27 protein-coding genes and 1 pseudogene are annotated in these 25272 nt (G+C 40.3%); 7 read left to right on the plus strand and 21 right to left on the minus strand.

Translation table 11 applies throughout. The annotated features are described in order from the left end of the window. A pseudogene (locus BM124_RS18635) lies at positions 1-146 on the minus strand (IS110 family transposase); the annotation flags it as partial. A 192-nt stretch (positions 147-338) separates the two neighbouring features. Here BM124_RS18635 and BM124_RS19080 point away from each other — a divergent pair. After that, the gene (locus BM124_RS19080; RefSeq protein ID WP_170841215.1) at positions 339-515 is read left to right on the plus strand and encodes a hypothetical protein; all 177 of its coding nucleotides are present in this window, start codon (positions 339-341) and stop codon (positions 513-515) included. Between the two features lie 286 nt (positions 516-801). Here the strand turns inward: BM124_RS19080 and BM124_RS17450 are convergent, their stop codons facing one another. Then, positions 802-1191, minus strand: a complete 390-nt coding sequence (locus BM124_RS17450) for a hypothetical protein (RefSeq protein WP_244504397.1) — start codon at positions 1189-1191, stop codon at positions 802-804. Positions 1192-1288: 97 nt separating this feature from the next. Then, entirely contained in the window at positions 1289-2164 is an 876-nt protein-coding gene (locus BM124_RS17455; protein WP_425288600.1) for an AraC family transcriptional regulator, read from the minus strand. 218 nt (positions 2165-2382) lie between these two features. Here BM124_RS17455 and BM124_RS17460 point away from each other — a divergent pair, with 218 nt between their 5' ends. The 6 genes from BM124_RS17460 (at position 2383) to BM124_RS17490 (ending at position 6642) form a co-directional block, all read left to right on the plus strand. Continuing rightward, complete coding sequence (locus BM124_RS17460) at positions 2383-3387, plus strand: methyltransferase domain-containing protein (RefSeq protein WP_093339536.1); 1005 nt, start codon at positions 2383-2385, stop codon at positions 3385-3387. Between the two features lie 37 nt (positions 3388-3424). After that, on the plus strand, positions 3425-3886 hold the full coding sequence (locus tag BM124_RS17465; RefSeq protein WP_093339539.1) for a GyrI-like domain-containing protein: 462 nt from the start codon (positions 3425-3427) through the stop codon (positions 3884-3886). A 64-nt stretch (positions 3887-3950) separates the two neighbouring features. Further along, on the plus strand, positions 3951-4682 hold the full coding sequence (locus tag BM124_RS17470) for an N-6 DNA methylase (RefSeq protein WP_093339542.1): 732 nt from the start codon (positions 3951-3953) through the stop codon (positions 4680-4682). Positions 4683-5276: 594 nt separating this feature from the next. Beyond that, entirely contained in the window at positions 5277-6050 is a 774-nt protein-coding gene (locus tag BM124_RS17480; RefSeq protein WP_280139763.1) for a MerR family transcriptional regulator, read from the plus strand. Next, positions 6047-6322: a 2TM domain-containing protein gene (locus BM124_RS17485; RefSeq protein WP_093339549.1), complete on the plus strand. Its 276-nt coding sequence runs from the start codon at positions 6047-6049 to the stop codon at positions 6320-6322. Before BM124_RS17480 ends, BM124_RS17485 begins: the two co-directional genes overlap by 4 nt. After that, positions 6322-6642, plus strand: a complete 321-nt coding sequence (locus BM124_RS17490; protein WP_093339551.1) for a hypothetical protein — start codon at positions 6322-6324, stop codon at positions 6640-6642. The genes BM124_RS17485 and BM124_RS17490 overlap by 1 nt, the downstream gene beginning before the upstream one ends. Positions 6643-6733: 91 nt before the next feature. Here the strand turns inward: BM124_RS17490 and BM124_RS19085 are convergent, their stop codons facing one another. The 18 genes from BM124_RS19085 to BM124_RS19760 form a co-directional block, all read right to left on the minus strand. Further along, positions 6734-6931, minus strand: coding sequence for a hypothetical protein (locus BM124_RS19085; protein WP_170841216.1), 198 nt, complete (start codon positions 6929-6931; stop codon positions 6734-6736). Positions 6932-7077: 146 nt separating this feature from the next. Next, on the minus strand, positions 7078-8004 hold the full coding sequence (locus BM124_RS17500; RefSeq protein ID WP_093339556.1) for a terpene synthase family protein: 927 nt from the start codon (positions 8002-8004) through the stop codon (positions 7078-7080). Between the two features lie 202 nt (positions 8005-8206). Continuing rightward, the gene (locus tag BM124_RS17505) at positions 8207-11590 is read right to left on the minus strand and encodes an S-layer homology domain-containing protein (protein ID WP_093339558.1); all 3384 of its coding nucleotides are present in this window, start codon (positions 11588-11590) and stop codon (positions 8207-8209) included. Between the two features lie 295 nt (positions 11591-11885). Continuing rightward, positions 11886-13037 (minus strand): helix-turn-helix domain-containing protein, encoded by a 1152-nt coding sequence (locus BM124_RS17510; RefSeq protein ID WP_244504401.1) that lies wholly within the window; start codon positions 13035-13037, stop codon positions 11886-11888. A 492-nt stretch (positions 13038-13529) separates the two neighbouring features. Next, the gene (gene alsE / locus BM124_RS17515) at positions 13530-14225 is read right to left on the minus strand and encodes a D-allulose 6-phosphate 3-epimerase (protein ID WP_093339562.1); all 696 of its coding nucleotides are present in this window, start codon (positions 14223-14225) and stop codon (positions 13530-13532) included. A gap of 69 nt (positions 14226-14294) precedes the next feature. Continuing rightward, positions 14295-15404 carry a PTS fructose transporter subunit IIC gene (locus BM124_RS17520; RefSeq protein WP_093339565.1) on the minus strand — a complete coding sequence of 370 codons (1110 nt, stop codon included), beginning with the start codon at positions 15402-15404 and terminating at the stop codon, positions 14295-14297. Positions 15405-15426: 22 nt separating this feature from the next. Further along, positions 15427-15879, minus strand: coding sequence for a fructose PTS transporter subunit IIA (locus BM124_RS17525; RefSeq protein WP_093339567.1), 453 nt, complete (start codon positions 15877-15879; stop codon positions 15427-15429). A gap of 27 nt (positions 15880-15906) precedes the next feature. Next, positions 15907-16224, minus strand: a complete 318-nt coding sequence (locus tag BM124_RS17530) for a PTS fructose transporter subunit IIB (protein WP_093339570.1) — start codon at positions 16222-16224, stop codon at positions 15907-15909. Further along, positions 16224-16673, minus strand: coding sequence for a PTS sugar transporter subunit IIA (locus tag BM124_RS17535; RefSeq protein ID WP_093339573.1), 450 nt, complete (start codon positions 16671-16673; stop codon positions 16224-16226). Before BM124_RS17535 ends, BM124_RS17530 begins: the two co-directional genes overlap by 1 nt. Next, on the minus strand, positions 16663-18156 hold the full coding sequence (locus BM124_RS17540) for a BglG family transcription antiterminator (RefSeq protein ID WP_093339575.1): 1494 nt from the start codon (positions 18154-18156) through the stop codon (positions 16663-16665). The genes BM124_RS17535 and BM124_RS17540 overlap by 11 nt, the downstream gene beginning before the upstream one ends. A gap of 405 nt (positions 18157-18561) precedes the next feature. Next, the gene (locus BM124_RS17545; RefSeq protein WP_170841217.1) at positions 18562-19146 is read right to left on the minus strand and encodes a PIN domain-containing protein; all 585 of its coding nucleotides are present in this window, start codon (positions 19144-19146) and stop codon (positions 18562-18564) included. After that, entirely contained in the window at positions 19121-19828 is a 708-nt protein-coding gene (locus BM124_RS19205; RefSeq protein WP_093339580.1) for a helix-turn-helix domain-containing protein, read from the minus strand. The genes BM124_RS17545 and BM124_RS19205 overlap by 26 nt, the downstream gene beginning before the upstream one ends. 220 nt (positions 19829-20048) lie before the next feature. After that, a complete protein-coding gene (locus tag BM124_RS17555) occupies positions 20049-20300 on the minus strand; it encodes a helix-turn-helix domain-containing protein (RefSeq protein WP_244504399.1) in 252 nt (83 codons plus the stop codon). Between the two features lie 254 nt (positions 20301-20554). Further along, positions 20555-20812: a hypothetical protein gene (locus BM124_RS17560; RefSeq protein WP_093339583.1), complete on the minus strand. Its 258-nt coding sequence runs from the start codon at positions 20810-20812 to the stop codon at positions 20555-20557. Positions 20813-21262: 450 nt separating this feature from the next. Then, a complete protein-coding gene (locus tag BM124_RS17565; protein ID WP_093339585.1) occupies positions 21263-21637 on the minus strand; it encodes a type II toxin-antitoxin system RelE family toxin in 375 nt (124 codons plus the stop codon). Between the two features lie 3 nt (positions 21638-21640). Next, positions 21641-22015, minus strand: a complete 375-nt coding sequence (locus BM124_RS17570) for a hypothetical protein (protein WP_244504402.1) — start codon at positions 22013-22015, stop codon at positions 21641-21643. Between the two features lie 316 nt (positions 22016-22331). Next, a complete protein-coding gene (locus BM124_RS17575; protein ID WP_093339590.1) occupies positions 22332-23858 on the minus strand; it encodes a BCCT family transporter in 1527 nt (508 codons plus the stop codon). Positions 23859-24370: 512 nt separating this feature from the next. Next, positions 24371-24454, minus strand: coding sequence for a putative holin-like toxin (locus BM124_RS19760; RefSeq protein WP_425288601.1), 84 nt, complete (start codon positions 24452-24454; stop codon positions 24371-24373). Positions 24455-25272 lie beyond the last annotated feature (818 nt).

A 25272-nucleotide genomic window follows, 5' to 3' on the forward strand; every position in this document is an offset into this window, starting at 1 on the left:
TCATTGGAGAAGCTGGTTCGTTTTCCAAATTCAAAGCCGCGGTCATCGAAAGCACGAGCCACCTGTTTGTTTTTAGCAATATCTACGCCAATAATAAGTGTGTTAGAGGTGATTTGCGTGAGTTTTTGGTTTTGCGTATAATGCATGATGAGTCCTCCTTGGTTTCCGGATTTCGAGGTCGATGTTTTTCATCGGACACTCCGTACTATACCAAGGGGGCTCTTTTTTGTTCAAAACTCACATTTTCCCCTAACAGGAATGCTCCTTAGAAATGTAAGCGTCAAATAGAACCCGTCTTTTGTCTCATTGGAGATTCTGCCAAACTATAAGTAATCTCGATGAAGAAAAGGAGTAACACTTCATGGGTGAAAGTGGACGTTGGTTCCGAAAGGACTCCCGCCCCTTCGACCGGCAAGGCGCTGTCGATTCCTATCAACGATATCACCGTGGACCTTCAGCCAGGCTTTGATTCCGCCATGCTGGCTGAGGTCGTTCGGGTGTTAAAATCATGTTAATGTCGGCCGCGGCTAAAAAAGTATATTTAGGGCGGGAAAGCACGAGCCCGCTCGTTTGAAGCCAAAAATGCGAAGCTGGAAGTGTGTACTGACAATAAAGTTGTTTAATTATGAAACCGATAATACGCATTACACCGTCCTCAAATGAGGACGGTGTAAAAATAAAGTTGTTTAATTTTTGGTGCAATTAACGAATAACACTTCATAGATGTAACAATAAAGTCGTTTAAATTTTGGTCTTTCAACAATCGCGCCCGATTGTTGAAAGAGAATTAAATAAAAATCTCTATGATAAAGCAATAAATAAACATAATATGAAAGCAACACCTGACAATGGTGTCATAGTATGTCTTTCCTTCTTACTCTGAGATATTAAGTTTGCTAAAGTCATTAAACCGAGGGAAATTATAATAATCCATACTAATATATTTGTAGGTAAAATGTCTAAACCATTTAAAACATTAGAATGTTTCAGGAAAACAAGACCCATAAATAAGAGAATCAAAGCACTAACAGCACTCACAATACGAAATTTTTTAGGTAAAATCTTATAATATCCCCCTAATGTAAATTCACCAAAAGGATAACCGAGTGTAAGCAACACTTGAAAAATTGCAAGGGACACAAACATAATCGCCACAATGATTGAAGATATATAGACAAAATCGACTTCCACTACATTACCTCCTCTTCAAGATACATTATTCAAGATAATGGCCCTATCGTGCCCATATTTATTCGGTTATCGCGCCCGATTGTCGAATATCCTATTGTTATTTTTCTATGATCGGTATCCATATTTCACTCTTAAATTTCGACGAGCTTGTGTCCTTATTTTCGTTCCATAGAATTTCAGGACCTTCTACTTGCTCGTAATTAGAAGACGGGAACCATTCGGAATAAATACGCCCCCAGATATCCTGTAATGTTTCAGGAAATGGTCCAACTGATTCAAAAACAGCCCATGTTAGAACAGGAACATCAAGTTGGGTAAAGTTATTAGGACATTCATTTGTTGTGGCAATACCGATATAATGATCAAGCTCCCCTTTTTCCTCCATGCGCCCTTCTGAAAAGTTTGTAGATGCACTAAGCATTCCCATAGGTTCAACATTAGAAAGCTCTTTTAGTTTATTTATCGCTTTATCATCTAAATTTTCCCACATAGAGGCAATTTCCGGATTCACTCCGTTGAAAATAATAGGAACTCTTTTTTTAACACCAATGATGCTAAATGCCTCTTTTTCTTCAATTCGATAACTCAAAGCATCTCCTCCTTTGATATCCAGTTGGAACGTTATACGTGGGAATGCTTTTAAAGACTCCCCACTTTTTACTTTAGAAGGATTTATACCATGTAGTTGGTAAAATGCTTTTGCAAATGAATCAGGTGAATGGTAACCGTATTTCATTGCAACATCAATTACTTTCGTATTACGATTTCCTAATTCAAGGCCTGCCAGGGTTAAACGCCTTCTCCTAATATATTCTAATAAAGTTATCCCAGATAAATAGGAAAACATCTTTTTAAAATGGTATTCCGAACTACGTGCGATGTTTGCTACTTCCGTCATATTTATTTCATTTTCAAGATTTTCTTCAATATAAGTCAGCGCTTTATTTAATTCCTTTAAGAAAGCCAATTGCATCACTCACCTTCCACCTATCCAACATTGTATCTTCTACGAGTAAAGTTTACACGTCATTTCATGTGCCATAAAAGTCATTTTTCCATGAACCCGATAAAAAAGGTGCATAAATTGTCGGGAATATTTATTTTCGATTTGTTAGTTTGTTCTAAGAATGGAGGGTTCATAAGGATTCCAAACGCTAACACTTTAAATAAATCCAGAATCCTGATTAAAATATGAGGAATTATTTTGCTACTGTATTAACAGGCTTAGAACAACTTTTAGTGGAAGAAATAAATGACAAACTGATAGAAACCCAGGTAATTGGAACAACAAGAGGTAAAGTGTTTATAAGAACAAATTTAAATCTAGATCAATTAAAAACCTTAAAATTAGCGGACAATTTATATCAAGTAATTACCCGATTTAATGTTGGAATCCATCGTCCAGATTTACAACAATTGTACGATCAAATATATCAGTTGAATCTAAAAACTTTTCGAGGAAAAGGAAGTTTTTATGTAAATGCAAGTCGGAAAGGACAGCATACGTATAGCCGATTTGAAGCAGCACAAAAAGCAATGGAAGGGATTAAAAGAAGGTACCCGCATAGAAAGATAGGCACTGCAAACCGGCATGACGTTGAATTCCGTTTGGATATTGAAGATCATCAGGCGCTTTTTTCATTAAGGTTAACAGATGCGACCTATCGTTTTAGACAGAATCAAAGAAGTTTTACTGCGGCTTCTCTTTTGCCAACAGTTGCTCATGCAATGGTATGGCTTTCAAAACCTAAGGAAACAGATGTTTTTATTGACCCTTGTTGTGGATCAGGCACCATCTTATCCGAGCGATTATCGTACCCTTTCACCTATGTTGGAGGTGGAGATATAGATAACAAAGCTCTGGCTGCGGCTCAAAAAAATCTCAAGAACTCTTTTGCAGAAGTGACTCAATGGGATGCCAGGGAACTAAAATTTGCGGATACGTCTATTTCAAAAATCGTAACAAATCTTCCATTTGGAAGACAAATTTCATTTGAATCTGAAACAAAGGAGGTAAATCAAGCGATATTAACTGAAATATATAGAGTGCTTACACACCAAGGGACAGCCGTGATTCTTTCAGAGGGATGGAGCAAGATTTTACAGGTGGCTGAAACTTTGGGTTTTTCCTTGATAGAAAATTATAACTTAAGTCTTAAAGGGTTACATCCAACAATTTATGTCTTTAAAAAATAATTTTAATAAAAGGTACGTTTGAAAGGGTGGATATTAATTGGAATATAGATTTGTAGAGAAAGCCCCCTTCAAGGTCGTAGGGGTTATGGAAACTGCACAAACCAATGAAAGGGGAGTCTTTATCCCGAACGACAATCAATCCACGAAGGAAGAATTTCGGCAATCTTTTGAACAACTATTAAATACAAGAGTAAACAACATGTTACATGTAGCTGTCAACAAAACGGAGCGATCAGTGGATTCTTATATTGGAATTGAAACAACGGCAATATGCCCTCCATCTCTTGTAGAACTGGAAATCCCTAAGCAGACATGGGCAGTCTTTGAAATAGCCTCCCTTTCTCCCCATGTCATTAACAAAACATGGTATGATTTATTTATGTATTGGTTTCCTGTACATGGATATGAATTGGCCAATAATATTGAATTTTTTCACGAAATGAAAGAGTGCAATAGATATGAGCTCTGGATCCCAGTTATAAAAAGCAAATCTTACTAACATATAAATGAAACTCTCCAAATTAAAAACACTTGGTTAAAACTATTTAAAGAGGTATCTATGCATGAAATTTGAATTTGAAACGATTAAAAAAGATTATAGTGATTTTTCCAGTGACAGAGTATTAATTAACGCCCCGAGAACACCTGCATTTCCTGTGAGGGTAGCAAGCGAAATTATGGCAAGATGTTTATCCTTCATAGACTCATCGGATGGTATATCTATTTATGATCCTTGCTGTGGTGGCGGTCATTTGTTAACTGTGATTGGATTCCTTCACAGCGCAAATTTAAATAATGTATACGGTACAGATATTGATGATAGGGCTCTTGATTATGCTAAGAGAAATTTAAACCTTCTTACAATGGACGGGTTACTTCAAAGAAAAAAGAGTATTCAATGCAATTATGATAAATATGGAAAAGAGTCCCAACTGGAAGCACTGTGTAGTGCAGATCGATTAGCATCTATGATAATCGATTCTGATAAATCTCTAAAGGATATTCAATGTTTAAAGTGGGACATCACAAGTTCGAAGCCTCCTTTCTTTAGAGACATCAATATAGTTATTACTGATTTACCATATGGAAACATGGCTCATTGGGAAGGAATAATGAAGAATAACCCTACTGAACAGATGTTTAATAATATTTATCAGATTCTTGATTTAAATAATTCCGTTGTCGCTATTGTCTCTAATAAGAATCAAAGAATAAAGCATGAGTGCTTTAAGCAAGTTAAGCGTCTTAAACATGGTAAAAGACAATTCACGTTTTTACGCCCATTAAGGTTTTAATCCTATGAAACTTAAGTGCACAATAAAAATAAAGTTATATAATTTTAACTATTGAAGGCGTTAAAAAAGTTGTTAAGTTTCCATGATCAAGTAGACTATTGTGCACAAGTGTAGCTTGCTATTATTAAAAAGGCTGCCTCGGCCATAAAATAAAGGATCCGAATACGCTTATATTCATCCTCAGGTAGAAATAATTCAGAAAAGAGCGTACCATTTAAAATCCATTTATACAGCAGATTCACATGTATACCATTGTCCAAAATATGGATACTTCGTATAAATCTCATCAATCCGGTATTTCATACTACTCCTTAATCTAATTCGTTTTCCAAGATTCCAATCCAGAAGAATGGCAACGGTAAAACCAATTAAGGTTCCATCATATTATTTAATTTCAAAAATCACCACCCCTTATCTCCATACAGGCTATTCCTTATTAGGGAATAGCGCCCGATTCTTGAATAGTCTTGGACTCATATTTGCTGGTAAAATGTTTGCTTCAACTTGACTTTCACGTTTACGTGAATGTTATTAATAATAATAAGCATTATAAATTAAGAATAGAGGATAAGGAGTTGAAATGCTATCTACTCGATTGGTGACATCATTAAAAGAGTAAATATTAGTCGTAGAACATTGCATTATTATGATCAGATTAATCTGTTGAAACCAAGCACTGTCAAAGAGAATGGATATCGTTACTACGATAAGGACGGCTTAATAAAACTTCAAACCATTCTTGCTTTAAAATCAATGGATTATTCATTAGATGAAATTAAGGTATTACTTAACAGAAGCGAATCCCCACATATAAGTCAGGAGGATGCTTGGCTGCGATCATTAAATGAACAATTAAATTATGCCTCAAAGAAAATAGATAAATTAAAACGAAAGCAATTTATATTAAGGAGTATGTCGCAAACAATTGAAATGTCTGGTCAATATAACGAAGAACACATTTTCCAATTGATTAAAAGAATTGATAGTCCCGATTTTATTGATGGTGAAATACCAGCAACTTTCTCGTCCGATATATTTACTGAAGATGAAGTAAAAACTCTTGAACAACTGCCCTTAGTAGGAAGTGATGACCCACGGATATATAGCACGCTTGAACTTGTTAAGGAAACCCGTAAAAAAATGCACGTCCCCCCAAATTCACCTGCTACACTAGAACTTGCAAAAAAATGGAGGCACTGTATATCAAGTTGGTTCAAAGGGGATGTAAAACTACAAGAAAAATATTTTAACTTTATTGATTCAGTCAACAAAAATAACCAAGTTATCTTCGGTTTAGATAAGAAGCTAATCAACTATGTTGACAAAATTTTGGGTTACTTAAATAAAGAGGAGATAGACAAATCATGAGTTTAGCTAAAGAAATGGGCAATCACAAGGATTTTTTTAAACATTTAACATTGTTTATAATAGTTCACATCATTATTAATGTGTTGATACGGATGGAATCGACCCCACAATTTTTTTCTGGTATTAAAAAGTCTATTTTAAATGGAAATATATGGTTTTACCATGAAGGGACAGGAATATTTATTACAGCCATATGGCTTGCCTTTCTTATATACCAAGGGTTTGACGTGTTTATCATTAAAGGTAAAAATAAAAAAGAGGAACACAAATAATGGCTGATTTTATTGTTGATTACAAATGGTATTTTTTTATTATTGGAGAAATTATTTTTTGGAGTAGCATTATTGGTTCATTATTATTTAGGTACATCTTCAATATGAAGAAATTGAGTAAGTATCTTATTTTACTTTGGTTATTAAGTGATTTATGGCTTTTAACACTTGGTATATTTGTCTATGTAAAAACGGGGGAGTTTGATACATTTCAAATTATAATTATTATTGTCATTATTTATGCATTTACCGAAGGTAAAAAGGATTTAGAAAAGCTTGACCGTTTTATTAACCGAATGACAGAAAAATGGAAAAAATAACTGTTTTCTTGATAAACAAACTGGACCGATTAATGAATAGAGGGGGATTTTTTAAACAATTATTTTATCTTTTAAATGACTTCAATATTTTTTAAACAACTTTATTATTCGTATTCAGGAAGTCATACCAGCTGAAATGCAGCGCATTCAGCATGTTCATCATATCTACAGCTACCGGACCTGCGAATGCAGCAGTATCGAAACGCCGATCGTTACGGCCCCCATGCCAGAGCCGGTCTACCCGGGAAGTCTGGCATCTCCCTCTGCCGTTGATTATATTCTTCAACAAAAATATGGGGAAGGTTTTCCCCACATTCTTTCACTGTACTCATGATCCCCTGTATAACAGACCGAAGAACAGCTTCTGTTATCCGACCAGTTGTGAAGATTGTATTCGATGCCACGATTATCCGTCTCGTCTTCCAGCTTAAAACATCAAAACCGTTTGGTTCGTTTACTCCATTCGTAGTTTCCCCTCACCCCGAGTTCCATATAGTACAAGTAATTTTCTATTTCCTCTTGATATGGAGTGTTTACGCTTAATATATCATTTTTAAGTTCTTTATATCTTATTAATTCATCGTCAATCATCCTTGTTGCAAGATCTAGTGCTTCTTGTACCGACACTTGATTATGTTCTTGTACACAAAGGACCAGATTGTGTATATCACCATCTTTTATTTCTTTTTGTAAAGATAATATATCATTCATCCAATTTGCTATTTTACTGGCTGAATGAACAGCATTGTTGAACAAATCACCTCGCGCTTCTGTAGGTACGAATCTAAAACCGCCTCTTTCTATTAAATCAAAACATACAAAAACACTCCCGCTGTGCTGACGGTTTCTAATATAATCATCAACGTTTGGTACTTGATTTTTTATCCGGTATGTTATTTCCCAAGTAATAGAATCAAAACATTTTGAAAGAGTTTCAATAATACGGTGCTGCCATTCCAAAGGGGTGCCGGCCCTTATACGTGCCCACCAATGTTTCCATCCTAATTGAAAAGAATCTTTAACTGCAGATTTATTACTATTCTTAAGAATAGTAATAATCTCATCTGTATAATGTTTGAATTCAATAGAATCCGTAACATGATCACTATAATCATCCAATATACAAATCAATAAAAGATAGTCTGAGGTTAATTTAGCATCTGAAAAACTATCATAGGGATGTGCACGAGATGCCAGATAACCGATGCTTTGTTTTTCATATTTCTTTAACATCTCCGGGTCATCTAACAAATGAAGCTTTTTTGCCCACTCTATGGTTGAGCGTTGGACTTCTACAGCATATGGACTTATATCCGTTTCAAATACATGCTCGATTTCAGGTATTGTTTTAACGTTAATCATCAACACATCTCCTTATTATAGATAAATATGTCTTTACTTCCAATAAACAAATTATTGTAAGTCCATAGTTAAAAAAAGGACAGAAAGAGCCTTCATTGATTCGACTCTTTCTGCCGTTTTTTAATTTCATAATCCTTGATAACCTTATTCTAAGAAAGTATTAGAGTACTTTGTTTTGACATGTTGAGTACCAATTAAATTCTTAGCTGGAAGTGTTATTGCGGATTAAATCAATTAAATCTTGGTCAAAGTTTATAGTTTTTGACTCGCCTCTTTGAGTTTGCTCACCATTAGTGAGTACCGGAGTAAGCTCTATATTCGTTCCAAGTATTTCGCTTGCATTTAAAAGTGGAACGGTGTCCAGTAGTCCAACAACACCTGTCAAGATACTAGTGAGAGGCCCATCGTTAAACGTATAACTTGCGGTGCCCTCTTCATAATTAACATCGCCGTCATCGCTCTCGTTTACAATAATGGGGTCAGGACTTAGAAAATCCGGATCAAGTCCCAATGTTTCTAAAGCTGGATTTAGCACAGCGTCACCAATATTATTAAGTGCGCCGACTATTCCCCCGCTGGTTTCCATTTCAATTTGCAATTCGACATCAGACCCAAGGGTGTTTTCGCCATTCGCTAAATCAAGGCCTACTGTTCCTCCGCCACTTAGCAGGTCAGTAAGGAATTGCTCATTAATTTGCTCATTTATCTCAGGTGCAGCAACTAAGTTGGAAGGAATATTGAAGGCAGGTGCCTCCGTGCTGATATCTCCGTACGTTACAGTTGCGGTATAATCTCCTGCAGTCACGTCACTGTATACGCTGGTTGTTGTACTGAAGCTGTCGTCGGCTGTAACAGTAGCTGTGGTTGCCAGACTTTCAACGCTGTTACCATTAGATCCGGTGAAGCTTATATCCACCTGTTCTTCTGCAGGAATGTTGTACGTACTACCGGTAACTGTTACTTCATCGTTGTCAAACGATGCAGAAACATCACTGATAGATGACTGCTGACCATCGCCTGATGCTCCATCAATGGTAACCGCTGTAATTTCTCCAGCTGGTGTATCACCTGACGCCGCTACGCGCACCTCATAGTCTCCCGCTGGCAAATCACTGATTTCAGTTTGACCTTCCGGTACCGCGGTCCATGTTTCAGCGTCGGCCGCTTTATATTCCATCGTACCGTCTACACCGCTGATGGCCCCGTTTCCACCATCACCGCTCGCCGCTGTTGTGGTTATTCCTTCGGGGGCTGCCGGTGCTTCAGGTGACGGATCCGGCTGTGTGCCATCCTCGATCATGAAGCCTGTGCTATTTTGTGCAGCACCATAGACATTCGAGGTTACTGTTACCGTATAGTTACCGGGCTCAAAGCCACTGATATCCACGGGATCGGTGCTATATTGGTTGCCATAAACATTGGCTGTCACGGAATTCCCTACTTGGTTGTTATTTGCGTCGTTAGTGAAGCTGATATCCACCATTTCCCCGTCTGCCATGTTCTGCGTGCTTCCACTGATAGTGATTGTGTTATTGTCGTTACTCAAGTTAGTGTTGACTTGGCCGATCATGTCGTCTGTTTCACTGTTTTCATCATCGGAGCCGTCTCCCGGATTCTGACCGATGACGCTGTCCACCGCATCCTGGATTTCTTGCTGTGTCAGCTCGTCACCTGATGGTGTGGTATTGCTGACCGCTTCGTTTACCTCGTCCAGGTTCTCTTCTGTGACGCCTTCCGCTCCTATGTTTTCATAGTCGGATACGTCACCATTACCATTACGGATTTCTTCCAACGCTGATGTTGTGTCATCATTTCCGCCGGAGTCATCGCCGGAATTTTCTCCAGTCACGCTATCCGCCGCATCCTGAATCTCTTCCTGCGTCAGCTCGTCACCTGATGGTGTGGTATTGCTGACCGCTTCGTTTACCTCGTCCAGGTTCTCTTCTGTGACGCCTTCCGCTCCTATGTTTTCATAGTCGGATACGTCACCATTACCATTACGGATTTCTTCAAGGGCAGCTTCCTCTTCCGTGAAGGTATCGGACTCTTCACTGCCTACTGTATTGCCGTCTTCATCGACAATTTGGCCTTCCGCAACAGACATTTGATCCCCGGCACTATAGTCACCGCCAAGGGTTATGGTCGCTGAAGAGTCCCCCGCCGTATGCTCTACATCCGTTATATCGAAGTCACGGTCGCTGCCCTCCGGAGTATAAGTGAAATCGTCGGCTGTTAGATCTGTATTCCCATTTTGTTCTTCGGCAGCTTCCACACCTTTGGAAAAGGTTACTTCAACTTGGTTGTCGGAATTCCAGTTCCATGACTCTACTCTGGCCGCTACCGTTTCGACACCGTCCACGACGTCCTGAATCTCTTCCGGAGTCAATTCTTCACCGGATGGCGTCGCATTACTTACTGCCTCATTAACATCGGAGAGGTTATCTTCCGTAACACCTTCCACACCAACAGCTTCGTAGTCGGACACGTCACCGTTACCATTACGGATTTCTTCTAGGGCGGTTTGTATGAAATCATCCACGGCATTTTGGATGTCTTCGGCCGTCAGTTCATCGCCGGATGGTTCCGCATTACTTACGGCTTCCTTCACGCCGTCCAGATTATCTTCCGTAACGCCTTCTATACCAAGATCCTCGTAATCGGCAAGTTCGCCGTTACCATTACGAATTTCTTCCAGGGATGATGATTCTGATGAATCATCATCACTTCCACCGTCGGAGCCCCCGCTATCATTGTCGTTATCATCGGAGTCATCACTGCTTCCGCCACCACCGGAGCTTCCGCCGTCATTATCATCTTCGTTGTCATCATCACTGCCGCCGGAGCTTCCACCGTCATTATCACTTTCGTCTGAATTATCGTCACTATCATTGTCATCGGAGCTGCCGTCACCAGTGTTTCCGTCTCCATCGCCGATTTCCTCATCATTTAAAGCACGGTCCAGGAATGTCGCAAACTGAGCGCGTGTGACCGTTTCTTTTGGACGGAACATGTTATCTTCGGTCGAAGTAATATTATAGTCCGCTAAAATTTGAATATTTTCCTGATGGCTTGCGTTTGCTTCATCTAAGTCGGCCACTTCTGCGTCCGACTCTGACATCTCCACAAGATCAAACGCGCGAACGAGTATGGTAGCCATTTGTTCACGAGTCAGATCCATACCTGCAGCAAACATCGTGCCGTCTTCGCGTCCCTGTAGAAATCCTGCATCCGTTACGGCTTCTGCATAAGGTGTGTAGTAACTTTCATTTATAAGATCATCATAACTTGAAGCTGCATCTTCATTGATATTGAGGTCAAATGCTTTCACAAGAAGTTCTGCCACCTGACCACGGTTTATGTCTTCCCCTGGAGCGAACGTTCCGTCTGGATACCCGTTAATAATACCTTCGTCTGTCAGCCTTTGAATAGCCTGTGACGCCCAATAATCATTGGACACATCACTGAAAGATTCAGCTGCATCTGCCTGCTGCACATCGGCAGGCACTGCTGCTGCCGCAGAAGCTACGAGTGCGGCGGATACGGATGATGCCAAAAATCTGCGGTAAGACTTCGGTTGGTAAGCCATGTTGAATAATTCCTCCTCTAAGATATTGCAATCTACCTTATTATTGATAGAATGCTATTTTCATACACCCACTGTCCTAAAAAACTACTTAACTCCTCAACGATCGAAATCGGATCATCGGAATTCAGAGTGTGAAATACGAAATTCGAAACTCACAAAATAGTAAGACAGTTAGGTGCATGAATCTGATTACATGTTTAATTTAATAATAAAATGACGGAATGTATGGTATTTTTGTTTTTTAATAGAAAAAATGTCATTTAAACGACATTTTTTCTATTAATTTTTAAAACATTCAGGAATAGAGTGGTAGTTGTTTTTGGTATTGAAGGGGGGTTAGTCCAGTGAACTTTTTGAACACTTTTGTGAAATACGTTTGATCATTAAAACATAATAAAGTACTGACGTCCGACAAAGTTTTGTCTGAATATAAGATTAACCGTTTTGCCTCTTCCACCTTACACTCCAAAATGTATTGTTTCAGCGAAATGCAGCATTCTTTCTTAAATTCCGTAGAAAGATAGCCTCTTGATAACTGCATATGTTTCACCACCGTTCCTACATCCAGCGGTTCTCTTAGATTTCTGTGCACAAAATCCCGAACTTCCTGTATATATGGACTGTATTGATTTTTCTTTTCTCTTTGCACAAGATAGTAAAAGGAGTCTACTATTTTTCTGTGCAGGTCATTCAACCCACGTAAAGAGTCAGTTTTTTCAATGGAAAAAAGGAAACCATTTGATACGGTCAGCGCTTCTGAAGCGGTAACACCTGATTCAATAAGAACTCGTGTACAAATGGTAGTTATAATAATCAACTTGTTCTTTAAGTGCCGAACCGGGTTTTCCGATCCTAATGTGATGTCTACTGTTTCCTCTACCTCCGTTAACAACGCAAAACTTTCAGGAGAGGCCTGCTTAAAGTATTCCAAAAACTGTTTCTCCTTTTGATAGGGATAATACACAGCATCGCAATCACCAGGAAGCATGTCTTCTGTCACCCAGTCCCCTTCACGAAGAGCACCGGGATAATGATAAAAATGATAGCGGAGAAAACTCTTGCTCATCGTCTGAAGGCTCTCATGCTTCGAAACCGTAATGATATTGCGGACATAGCTATTGGAATTGTTACGAAGATAAAGATATGATTTTTGCCAGGTATCATCGGGGGTTTGGTACGGACCAATCAATAGAAATCCACGTAATACGGAAATCCAGAAGGAAAGGTAATAACAGTCATTCTCTATATCATGCAATAAAGTTTCTACTGCTTCGGCATTTTCATGCAGGAAAGTAAATATAAATGAATTATCGGTATTTTTCATATCTTCATTAGGGGGGGATGAAATGATGTTGGAATCTTTTGAATAGAAACCGGCAGGAATACCACTGATATCTGTTATAGTGTTTACGAGATCGTCGAGCTTGGTTACCAATTCTTTCGTCATATTCACTGCTGCATCTCTCCAAGCTTTTTCTAAATTTGTAGTATAAACCCAAAGATTTGCTAACCATTTTGTTCCATTCTATAATGTTTAGCATGATTTGTCTCCGAAATGTGACAAAATCACAAAAAAGAGCACAATACTGCCATTATGGGATTTTCGTTCTTTTTGAGGAAATATTTTTGTCTATGAGGGTTTACATAATAAAAGTCTTCCTTTCATTTACTCAAAAAAATGGAATAATAATGGAAGTTTGTTAAACGTTAAGCAAAGTTATTATTCGTAAAAATCTCCGTATAAAAAAAGAGACCCCGGTTTCAGCCACGCTTACGGATACCGAGGTCTCTCATCATAATTTTTCATGTAGAATGCAACCGGACTGAAACTTTTCTCTCATTAATCCGAATCGGTTCGGTTTTGGATGTTTTTTACTCTTGTCTTCTAATCCTATCTCTGCTTCGCCACATAATTCGCGGTTTCATCGAGCCACATAGGTTAAGAAAAAGATATGGATTTCCCTGTCATTTCCTTGAAGTCTTTGTTCATGATTTCCCATGACGTTGCGATGTCTTCATCAAGCCCGAACAAGCCGCTCCGGCCTAAAATGTAGATATCGGGACCTGCGGCGTCAATTTTCTGAAAGGATTTACGATTGGAGGAGCCGTCCATTTCAATGACGTATGGATACCCTTTTTCTTCACGCAGCTTTCTCAAGTCGACGATTTTATCTAACGTGCTGTCAATGAAACGCTGCCCGGCAAACCCTGGATCAATGGTCATGATGGTTATCTTGTCGACGAGATCAATATAAGGATAAATGGCGTCAATGGGCGTTTCAGGGTTTAACACGACTCCAGCTTTAAGACCGGCATCATGAATCTGGTCAATCAACCGGAAAGCCAGGCCGTCCAGAACCTCTGCGTGCATGCAGATCCATTCGCATTCGATATCAATCAGCTGCTGCACCCATAAGCTTGGATTCGTCACCATAAGATGGGCAGAAATAGGTAAGTTACTTATTTTCCTGACCTCTTCAATAAACCACGGGGATAATGTAATGTTCGGAACATAGTGCCCGTCCATAATATCCACGTGATAGGAATCGGCATGCTTGTCCAGAAACGTGATCTGCTCTTTGAATTTATCCAGGTCCATCGTCATGAGAGATGGCGAGAATTCTACATTTTTCATCGTTTCTTCATTCTCCTTACGTTCAATATTGGTTTGATCTATGAAACATGTCACTCCTGTGCACGTCTCTTACGTCACTTTAATATCATCCAGTTCGATATCCTCTTCATCCTCTTCTCCCTTATCTTCTGTTCCAAGGATCTGTTCTTCTGACTTATGCTTTTTAATCAAGGCTAAAACGAGCGCTGTGACGATAATATTCACCAGCAGTCCGGCCACGCCTGCCCATGGATTGGACATCGTCGGCAGCATTAATACACCGCCGAACGGAACCGTTGCGTCGGCTCCCAGAGACATCGACACGGCTCCGCCGGCCGCTCCGCCGATAGCTGTAGCAACGACAGCGCGGATAATATCATTCATCACAATAGGAATAACACCCTCCACGATATTGACAAAGCCCATTGGCACAGCGGATTTGAGCGTTTCCACTTCTACTGGTGTATAAATATTTTTTCTGAATAATTTCGCTAAAAAGTAAGCCAGTCCAAAACCAACCGGTGTGGCTGTGTTTACTAACTGCAGTGCGGTAATCGGTCCGTTGATACCTTCGGCCTGCAGGGTCAGCACAAAAGCAAATACTGTTTTATTAATAGGGCCGCCGTAGTCCACACCACTCAAGATACCGATAACACCACCAAAAACAAGCAGGGAAGATGATCCTAAGTTTTCAAGAAAGTTGGTTAATAATGATGTTAAAGCGGCAACCGGCGCACCGATGATATATACCATAATTAAGCCGCCGATAATGGACGTAACGAATGGAACGATTAACGTTGGCATTAATCCTTTTGCCCACTTTGGAACTTTAAGGTATTTTAAGACGGCCAGCGCAAGGTAACCGGAGAGAAACCCTCCCAGGATGCCGCCGATAAAACCGGCACCAATAACATTAGCCGTTAAACCGATCACAAAACCCGGCGCTATTCCCGGCTTTTCTGCGATAGAATAGGAAATTCCCGCGGCTATAACAACCGGCAGCAAGCCCAGAGCCGTGCCTCCCATAGTAGCCAGCGCGTCCCATAGAGAGAACTGCCCCTGCACTAGTTCTTCCTGACTTTCACCGCCGAATCCCATACCAATCGCTATGAGAAATCCGGCACCGCAGACAATGGGAATTAAGTAAGAAATCGCTGTCAATAAATGCCCTTTAAGATTTAATTCCTTTAATTTATTCATCGCTTTTCCTCCTACAAAGCTTTTAACCAGCAAAAGCCTCTTTTACATCTTCGGTTCTTTCAGAGTGCAGCAATTTTTCAACGACGTCATCATTTCCTAATTTTCTGGCAAACATAGATAATAGTTTTAAGTGGTTGTCAGCTCCGTCATTGTCATTGCCGACAGCAAAAAGAATAATGCCTTTGACGCCGTGATCATCCAGCGTTTCCCACGGGATTTCGCTTTGATTAATACCGATTGCGACTCCTATCTCTTTCACAAAATCACTTTTACCGTGAGGAATCGCAATGTAATTCCCAATTCCTGTCTGGCCGATTTCCTCTCTGGCGTAAATATCTTTCATAAAACGATCGATATCTGTGATATAATCATTTTCCAGAAGTAAGCCCGCCAATTCGTGTAAAGCTTCGTCTTTCGTCCCGGCATTCATGTTTGTTTTCATCGTGCGTTCATTCAGAATCTCGTTTATTTCCATTCCTCGCACCCCCGCTTTAATAAATAGTTACTGCTTCTGCGCCAATACTTCTTCTGCTTTTTTAACGAGCTTGTTGGGGGATTTCACCGCAATATCTGTGGCTACTTCGATTATGCGTTTTCCATCAAAACGCTCCCGGTTATTCAGTTTCACATCGGTTGCCAGAATAACAATATCGGCTTCTGCAATCTGTTCGGCGGACAGTTCATTCTCTGTTCCAATCGTCCCCTGCGTTTCCATGGAAATCTCATGACCTGCTTTCTTTGCCGCGCCTTCCAATTTTTCCTGGGCAATATACGTATGAGCAATTCCTACGGTACACGCTGCAACTCCAACTATTTTCATTACAATTCCTCCTGAAATGTCCTTATTTTCTGGTGAAAATCTGCTTCGTTTTCTGTCGTTACTAACTCGTCGACAAACGCGTCATCGGCTAAAGATCTGGTGAACCGGGCAATCTTCTGCTTCACTGCTTCTTCCTCGTGTTTTCTCAGTAAAATAGCAATAACCAAGCGAATGTCTTCGGCCGTTTCCCCCCAACGCAAGGGCTCTGCCGGACTAAGAAGCAGAATACTGCTTTCTTCCACATGTTCGCTTTCGATATGAGGCAGCAGGACATGTTCTGCTATGAGAGGGATACCGGCTTTTTCCCGCTCCTCCAGCTGCTGGATGATTTCCTTTTGCTGCCCGGCAGCGGCCCGGGGACATCCCGCTTCTGAAAGAAAGGCATACGTTTGTTCTTTGGTTTCTACATCGCAGTTAAAATAAATATGGAATAAAGAATCAGCGTTCATGGTAAATCTCCTCTATTTTCCGCTGCAGCCTCTTTTGATCATCCATGGTGAACATAGCGCTCACCAGCAGTGATTTCATAGGGACATCGTCTTCAATGTGGATCGTGCTTATAATCAACTCGATATCGGAGTACGTCTCTTTTAACGTTTTTGTATTTCGTGTTGCTGCCACGTCGACAATCTCCAGCTCCGGGAACTTTTTTGAAGCTTTGGCTTTTAATAATTCCGACGTCCCAATCCCTGTGGTACACATAATAAGAGTCTTTATAGGAGGCTGGTGCTGGCTCGTTTCCATCATCTTTGCAAAGTAGAGCGTGATAAATCCGTTTTCATCGTCATTGATGACCGGTAATTGAAAGGTTTCACTCACGCATTCAGAAACATTTTTGACCCGGGAAAATATCTCTTCATACGTCACTTTGATTTCACCGAGCAGGCTGTTTTTGATGCGGATTTTATGCTCTAATCTGTTCAGCATCGGTTTAATATGATTGGCCAGATCGTTGAAGATGGACTGATCGTTTATCGTAATCCCCAGCCGCGTGCTCATTTCATAAATATAAACTTCCGTCACCTGGATCACTCTGGAAGAAAAATTGGACGGGACGTCAAACGTTCCCTGCATCCTCGATGACACCAAATATTGATAAAGAAAATACACTTCAATGTCCGGCAGCGTTTGATGTAAGTACCGCTCCATATGATGAACGGTCATTTCAGCGACCTCTTTTAAATCCGCATCCTTCTTCATCATCTCTGCTTTTTCCTGATCCATCTGCTCGGCAAATGGGAAGTCCGGACTTTTTCTCGAGCGGCTTAACAAAATATATAAGTGAGAAAAAATATTGATGTTGTAAGGATAAGGTATGGTAATGTTCAAGTTCTTTTCAATGTTTCGCAGCTGATCCAATATGAACAAAACATCATACTTATTGAAATTAAGCTCCGGATTGGTTTTTAAATCATCGATATCAATAATATTAAATATTTCAATGATTTCTTTGATGGCTTTTCTGATGTTCGTTTCTTCTCCTAATACAGCCAGCGTTCTATTTTTTCTCTCCAAAGTTAAGTCGAATTTTTTAAGTTCTTCACTCATAGCCTGTTCGTCCGTGAAAATAACCGAATCGCCGACGTAATAGTCGCTGAACAATTGGTGAATGTTTATAGCTTTGGGCGAAGACAACAGTAACTCTTCCATCACCCGTTTACGCCTCTCTTCCGGGGAGAAATTGTCTTCTTTATCATTTTTGATGCTCTTCTGATAGTTCATGAACTTTTCATAATCTAAGGTGTACCCCCGCCCTTTTTCCGAGACAATCAGTGAATGATCCGTGCTCTCCTCGTTAATTTTTTTAATTAAACGATAGACGGTCTTTTGAGAAGTTTGAAGAATGTCTGCTAACTCATCTGCCGTAACATAATCCTGATTGTTCGAAAGAAACAGCAGCAGCTTTTCTTTGCGATGATCTTGTACACTCACAGCACCCCTCCCCTCTTATTGCTATCATAACGCAGTCCAAAGAAAGCGCTTCCTTCAAAAATGTCCGTTGCAGTGGACAACTTTCTGATAACAGTGCGCCCGGCAGGAACACACTCTTTGATGTTTTCGTGTTGTTTTCCAATCACGGCTGATAACCACACTGCCTTTCTCTAACAAGCTGTAAAAGGTAAAAAAGAGACCCCGCCGCCCGCGGAAACGGGGGGCAGAGTCTCTTATCTCAGTGTATTATTATATCACAGTACCGCCTGCCGAAGCAGAACGATCGGCCGGTTTTTGAAACAGTGTTCAACGTAAATGAGCAGAAATCGTTCACTATAACTGGACGGTTACAGCTTCTGTACAACATCTAAGAACGGGGGAGCTTTTTTGTTGGAGTTGTCTCTTTTACACCATGATCCGTTCATGAAACTGCCTGGGTGTCACGCGCTCTATATGCCCTATTCGTTTTGGAAATTGTTTTGTATTATCGGTGACAATATAAGCACAGCCTGCTTCAATGGCCGTAGACCAAACGTGAAAATCCTGCAGATCAAAATGTTCCAGTGGTTCGTCCAGTTCCTGCTGCGCCGCTAATTTTTCTGCCTCTCTGTCTGTAAAGCTTGTTAAATCAGTAAGAACATTTCGCAGCGTAGCATTGTACGTAATCCGACGAACCACCTGGGCATTATTTCGGCTGAAAGCACTGTTCACCGGTCCTTCACTTCCTACTATCGGATAAATATAATATTCTAAAAATTGCTCTATCTCTTCCCAGGTAAAGGGTTCGCGTTTGAATTTCCTGGATGTTTTGAGCTCCTGCGACACATTTCGAATAAACTCCAGCAAGCAGACATTAGAGATGACAGGCTCAAAAAAGATGGTAGTTCTTGCTGCCTTCAGTACATCACGATTTATTCCGGCACCAAGGAGAGCCTTTATAATAACTGTTGTATCCAATAATGCTTTAGGTCCTGCTGATATCGATGTCATCGGCATAGCCACCCAGCTGGTCTACAGTTTTTTCATCCAGCGGTTTCATAAATTGGTCCGCTTCTCTTGCCTCTTGTAACGTTACCTTGAAGTACGTGTCAGGGATTCTCCAGTGACCACCATTTGTTCTTTCCGCTTCCGGGAATCGGCCTGCATCACACATTTTTCGGACCGTTTCGCTGGAAACCCCTAATATTTCAGCGGCCTCCCCTGTAGAATAACGATTTGGCTGGGCGTTGGCAGAAAGTCTTTCGGACGTCCCTCGTTTTCTTCTCAGAGAAATGGCCGAAGGAGAAAGCCTGACACCACTTGGTTTTCTCCCCCTTTTCGTTAAAACAGGGCTCTTCATTTTGTATTTCGCTTTTATAAAAGAATCATCCCCAGTCATCCTTTTTAATGACTCTTTTAAAAAATGGAAGTATCTCTTTTTCTCATGAACGCTGTCTGTTTCGGCTATCTTGCTGTAATAGGCTCTTAATTCCTTTTCATCCTCTTCTGTCATGGTGAAAAAATCATGTGATCTGCTCATCATCGGTGCAACGTGTCTGTCCTCCACTTCACTTTTAAGCTGAGCATAAAACACATGAAGGATTCGGTGTGCTTCTTCTGGTTCGCCGGCTTTTATCAGCGTACGTACAGATTGCAGCAAATCGATGGATTTGATTGTATGCCGTGAAGTCATAAATACTCATCTCCTTATGACTTTTACTTTTATTATATGCAATAAGCCGGAAAAATACAATAAAACTCCACGAAAACGCCAAGTAAATCACAACCCAAAAATATAGAAGAAGTCACTCATATATTCGCTGCTGTCAGCTCCTTTTTTCAGATAAAACGTATACCTTTCAAGTTGTCGACAGGGGAACGTATTGTTTCACGTACCTGTTACATTCCGCCGGTTATATTTTCATCGCACCATCTGCATAGACTTCTGTTTTTGATACCATGTTCATCGTTTCCATAACATGCTGGAGTCTTTCTAATGTGGCGCCGTAATATTCGTTTCGTTCGTCTCTGGATACCTGGAACGCGGATACTCCTAAACGATCCGCTGATTCCTGCTGGCTCCATCCCAGATAAATACGGTATGCAATGAGTATTTTCCCTAATTCATAGAGGTTGATAATAGAATCGAATTCGCCCCTTTTCATCCGTTTATTACTGTAACAATACCTTCAAACCGGTTTTTATAAAGAAAACACACCGCATCCGCAGCTTTCTAAAGTGGTGGTTCACCAATCTATCAAAAATGACAGGTATAAAAGTAATGTATTATACCTGCCATCAGCTGTTTGTGTATAATGATAATTCGTCTATATTTATGACTGCTTTTAATTGTTGTAACAAATCCAATCCAATGATGCCATCCAAATCAAATCCATCATTGATTAATTTTTTTCACTACCTACCGCCTTACACCTACCCATTTTTTCTCTATGATGGCAGGCTCCCTGCGGCTGGTATGAAGGACATACAGTTCCCGGTAAGGATCTTCCCTGTGAATGTCTTGATAGGATCTCATAGCTTCGGGAGAGTCAGCAAACTTTTCCAAAGGAGCAATTTCTTCTAAAACACGCTCGCTTTTCTCATTTGTATGGGCCTGCACAGCTTCTATCAACACCCAGGATTCAGGAAAAGCATGGCGTACATCTTCCCACTTCACTTGAGCCACCTCCCAAATTATTTACCTGTATTATACCATAATACTGTTTAACCTTTCTTTCTACCAGCTTCGCCCCCATTTAGAACGTAAAAAGTTTTCTCTGCCGTCAGGAAAGAAACATTGGGCAGATAAAGGTTTACGTCGGCGGGCTTTGTGTTATAATTCAATTAACAATGTATATTGATTTAGAAACCGCATAGACTGAAAAAGGAACCGCAGGTGCGGTTACACCTGCGGTCCTGTACAACAGCCGTTTTAAGAGCGGAAGGGCTTTGGGTACGTCCTTTAGAAATAGACCGCACACCTTCACGTAGGGCGGTCTATTTCTTTTGGGACATGATCAACACGACGAGCGTGCCAAGCATCACTATTAATAATAGTGTTAGTAGATTATACCCCTCCTTCTTCTTAAACTCATCACCGTGTTGAAAGTCAGACACCAGACAACGTTTATTCGTCCATGTCCTTATAAAAGCTGCTCAAACGTTCTACCGCTAATTTGTATGCTTTCTTTTTATCACGTGGTCCTATTGCAATAATCTCCATACGAATTGGTACATCATCAACCGGGCGGTAGACAATTCGGATATTTAATGATTTAGATTTTATTTTTGCGAAACCTTTTAAACCGCCATGAAGAGATTCCGCTAAACCATCCGACTTTAAAAGAGGCCCATTTTTCGCCCGGCGTAAAATTTCTAATAAGATTTGTTGTCTTTTCCCCTGATGAACCGATTTCAAATCCTTTTTTACTTCCTCCGAAAATTTCAGTTCAACATGGTACTTTTCCAGTATAATATCCTGCAGGTCTTTTAAGGTTTTCATGGCTTACTCTTCTTTTAGTTGATTTAACAAGGAATCAACATCGACATCTTCTTCGTCAAATACATCTGATAATGCGAGATCAGCCTTATAATTCACACGTGCCCCTGCTTCTTCTAATGCAATTTGATCAAATGCCTGATCTACTTCTTCTTTTATTGTCAGCAGCTCTTCAAAATATTCAAGATCAGCAATAACAGCCTGTGCATTTTTTTTCTTTCCATTTTGGATGACAAAAACTTCATCTGTCACTTCACCCGAATATAAATCCAGTATCTCTGACAGCTTTGTTTGACGGGTTATTTCGGTAACACTATACACATTTTTACGTAAAAAGTCCAAAGTATTCGTGTTCACCTTTGGATGCTTTTTCTCATTCATTACATTCACACCCACTTTCCTCCGTCCTCTCTTTATTATATATCGGCATTCCTTATCTTTATACTTATAATACAAAATTATTGTGATTCAAACAACACATTTTGAAACACATCAAAACTCCTCTCTTCTGAGATTTATCAAAAAAAGATAGACTATTGACCAACGGCTATCCTTGGTGGGGGCGGTCTTGGTTGATACAATAAAATTTATATTATAATAGTTTTAATATTATGAACTTTCCGACTTTTTACCTCTACTCCTAAAAAAGGAGTAGTCCCCGTGATTAACTATTCACAGGAACTACCCCTCTCAAGTTTTATTGCTTTTCTCTTTTTAGCTCCTTTAAAATGGCGACACAGATAAAGATCAATATGATAGCAAACGGAGAAGCCACCACAATGGAGATTGTTTTAACGGAGTCCAACCCACCAGCCAATAAAAAGACGGTTGCTGAACTTGCCGTAATAATTCCCCACATTATCTTCAACTTGTTGGGAGGGTCAAGATTTCCCTTGCTGCTCAGCATGCTCAGCACCATTGTGGCAGAGTCTGCAGAAGTAACAAAGTAAGAGAAAATTAAAATCATGGTTATAAAGCTCAAAATCGGGCCCAATGGCAGGTTACTTAAAAACGCAAATATCGCACCATTCACATCAGCGTTAATGGCCGCCTGCAGAGCTGTATTGCCAAGATTATGAATCATATGGATGCCACTGCCACCGAGCACAGCAAACCATATAAAGGAGATTCCAGTAGGCACAAATAACACACCTATAATGAATTCCCTAATCGTTCTGCCTTTGGAAATTCTGGCGATGAACGATCCAACAAATGGTGCCCATGTCATCCACCAAGCCCAATAGAATACAGTCCATGTACCGATCCAGCTGTTTGCATCACTGTTATAAGGCTCCATCCGAAGACTCATCGGAATAATATCACCGAAATAACTGCCAGTGGAGCTGATGAGTACTTCAAGTATTTGCTTGGTCGGCCCCATAAACAATACGGCAATAATGAGCAAAAAGAACAACGACATATTCAGGTTGGATAGATATTTGATACCTCTGTTTAAGCCTGACCATGAGGACATAATAAATAATACAGTACCAACCGCAATCACTGAAAGCTGAATAGGTAAAGTATTTGGAACGTCCCACTGGGTGTTCATACCACTGGTGATTTGCAGTGTACTTAAACCGAAGGTACTTGCAACGCCCACTGCTGTAATAAATACCGATAGAATATCAATCGTGTTACCAATAGGCCCATTGATTTTATCTCCTAACAAGGGATGAAAGATGGAGCTTATAGTACCCGGCATATTTTTCCGGAACTGAAAATAGGCCAGTCCCAATGCTACTAACGCATAAAGGGCCCATGGATGCAGTCCCCAGTGAAAAAAGGTGTATTTCATTGCAAGGCTGGCAGCTTGCGAGGAGGAACCTTCGCCTAAAGGCGGGTTTGTGTAATGATTAACAGGTTCGGTAACGCCCCAAAACACAAGGCCAACGCCCATACCTGCACTGAAAAGCATGGAAATCCAAGACAGTGTACTGTAGGCTGGTTTATCATCATCTTTTCCTAATCGGATGTTTCCGTATTTCGAAAACATTAAATAGAAACAAAGAAATACAAAAAACGCCCCGATTAAGAGATAAAACCAATTAAAATACGTAACGGCCAAGTCGAGAAAAGTTTGTGCTTTCTGACCCAGCCAATCGTTAAACATCACGCCGATGATAACAAATGAGATACTAACTAATAACGAAATACTTAATACAATATTTTTTTTAAACAAAACATACCTCCTAAAAAAATGCGAACCAAAGCATGATAACATAAACTGGCGTTGGGATTAAGTATTTTCTATAAAAACTTTAATTACAATAGTAAATGCAACAACCAGTGGAATTGATAGTATCCGGTCCGGGGTCGGTACGGTCCAGATCAGGAACAGAACCAACTTATGAATAGATAAAGGTTTACGCCGGTGGTCTTTGTGTTATAATTTAAAATATCGATGCATATTGGCTTAGAAACCGCATAGACTGAAAAAGGAAGGGGCTGTATCAAAAGGTACAGCTCCTTTTCAATAATATAGAAAATTCACCTCAGGCAGAAACGGCAGGCGGCGACGCCAGCGGGAAGAGCAGCGGCCGAAGATCCCATCAAACGGCGGTTTTACCGTTTGATGTAGCTGAGGCGCTGCCCGCGGCAAGCGTCCGCCTGCAGTGGATGCCTTAACGCTTAATGGCTTTTGATACAGCTCCTTCTGTACAACAGCCGCTTTAAGAGCGGAAGGCTTTTCAGGAAAGTCTGAATAAATAGACCGTTATCCTTGGTGGGGGCGGTCTATTTCTTTTGGGACATGATCAACACGACGAGCGTGCCAAACATCACCATTAATGATAATGTCTGATACATATCCATGGGCATCACCTCCCCTCTGGGAGATTAGCCGACCGCCCTTAAGAGCCCTCTGTTGTACAAGATACAGTATACTATAAACCTTAACGCCTTCGGGACGTTTTGGTGGATACAATGAAATATCCATTAGTATCGTTTAAATATTAATAATTTTCCGACTTATTTACCTATACTTCTGAAATGAGCACTAATATATACAAACGAGCCGGGACAGCAGCTGCCCGGCTCGTTTATGGCTGTTATTATTCTTCTTTGTCCAACAACCCAGCGATTTGGCGGATGTTTTCGCCCCGGTCCCGAACGACTTTTATCGAGCGGCGGAGCGAGTGTTCAATGAGAAGCTGCATTCCTGAATCCTTCTTTTTAACACTTTACCGTATTGGGGATCAAGCACCGAACTAATTGTTAATTTTTATAATCATTTCGATCTTTCTTTAATGCCTCAATCCTCTTTTTTGTCTCTTCATCGCTCATTTTGTTTTCATTTGGAACCGCAAATACTCCTTTTGCCGCTTCCTCCAATTTTTGAACTTTTTCGTATTGAGTGTTTTTACTTTCATTTTAAATCACTCCTTGAAGTAGGCGGATACCAACGTTTGAGCAGCTTTTGTTTCGATGACAAGCTGTTGTAACTGCTGGATGAGAGTTAACACTTCTTGCTTGATAAGATTGAACACACAGAATTTTAATCAGAATAATGCAACTACTGTTATAAAAGACTATGCTGTTTTCCTCCCCTGTGCTTCCACAAATCACCTACACAAAAACAAGGCCGGGCCGATACTTCTTTTCCATTGGCTCCGGCCCGTTTCATATTATTCTTCTTC

Origin of the sequence: Salibacterium halotolerans (assembly GCF_900115625.1) — a bacterium.
GTDB classification, from domain to species: domain Bacteria; phylum Bacillota; class Bacilli; order Bacillales; family Marinococcaceae; genus Salibacterium; species Salibacterium halotolerans.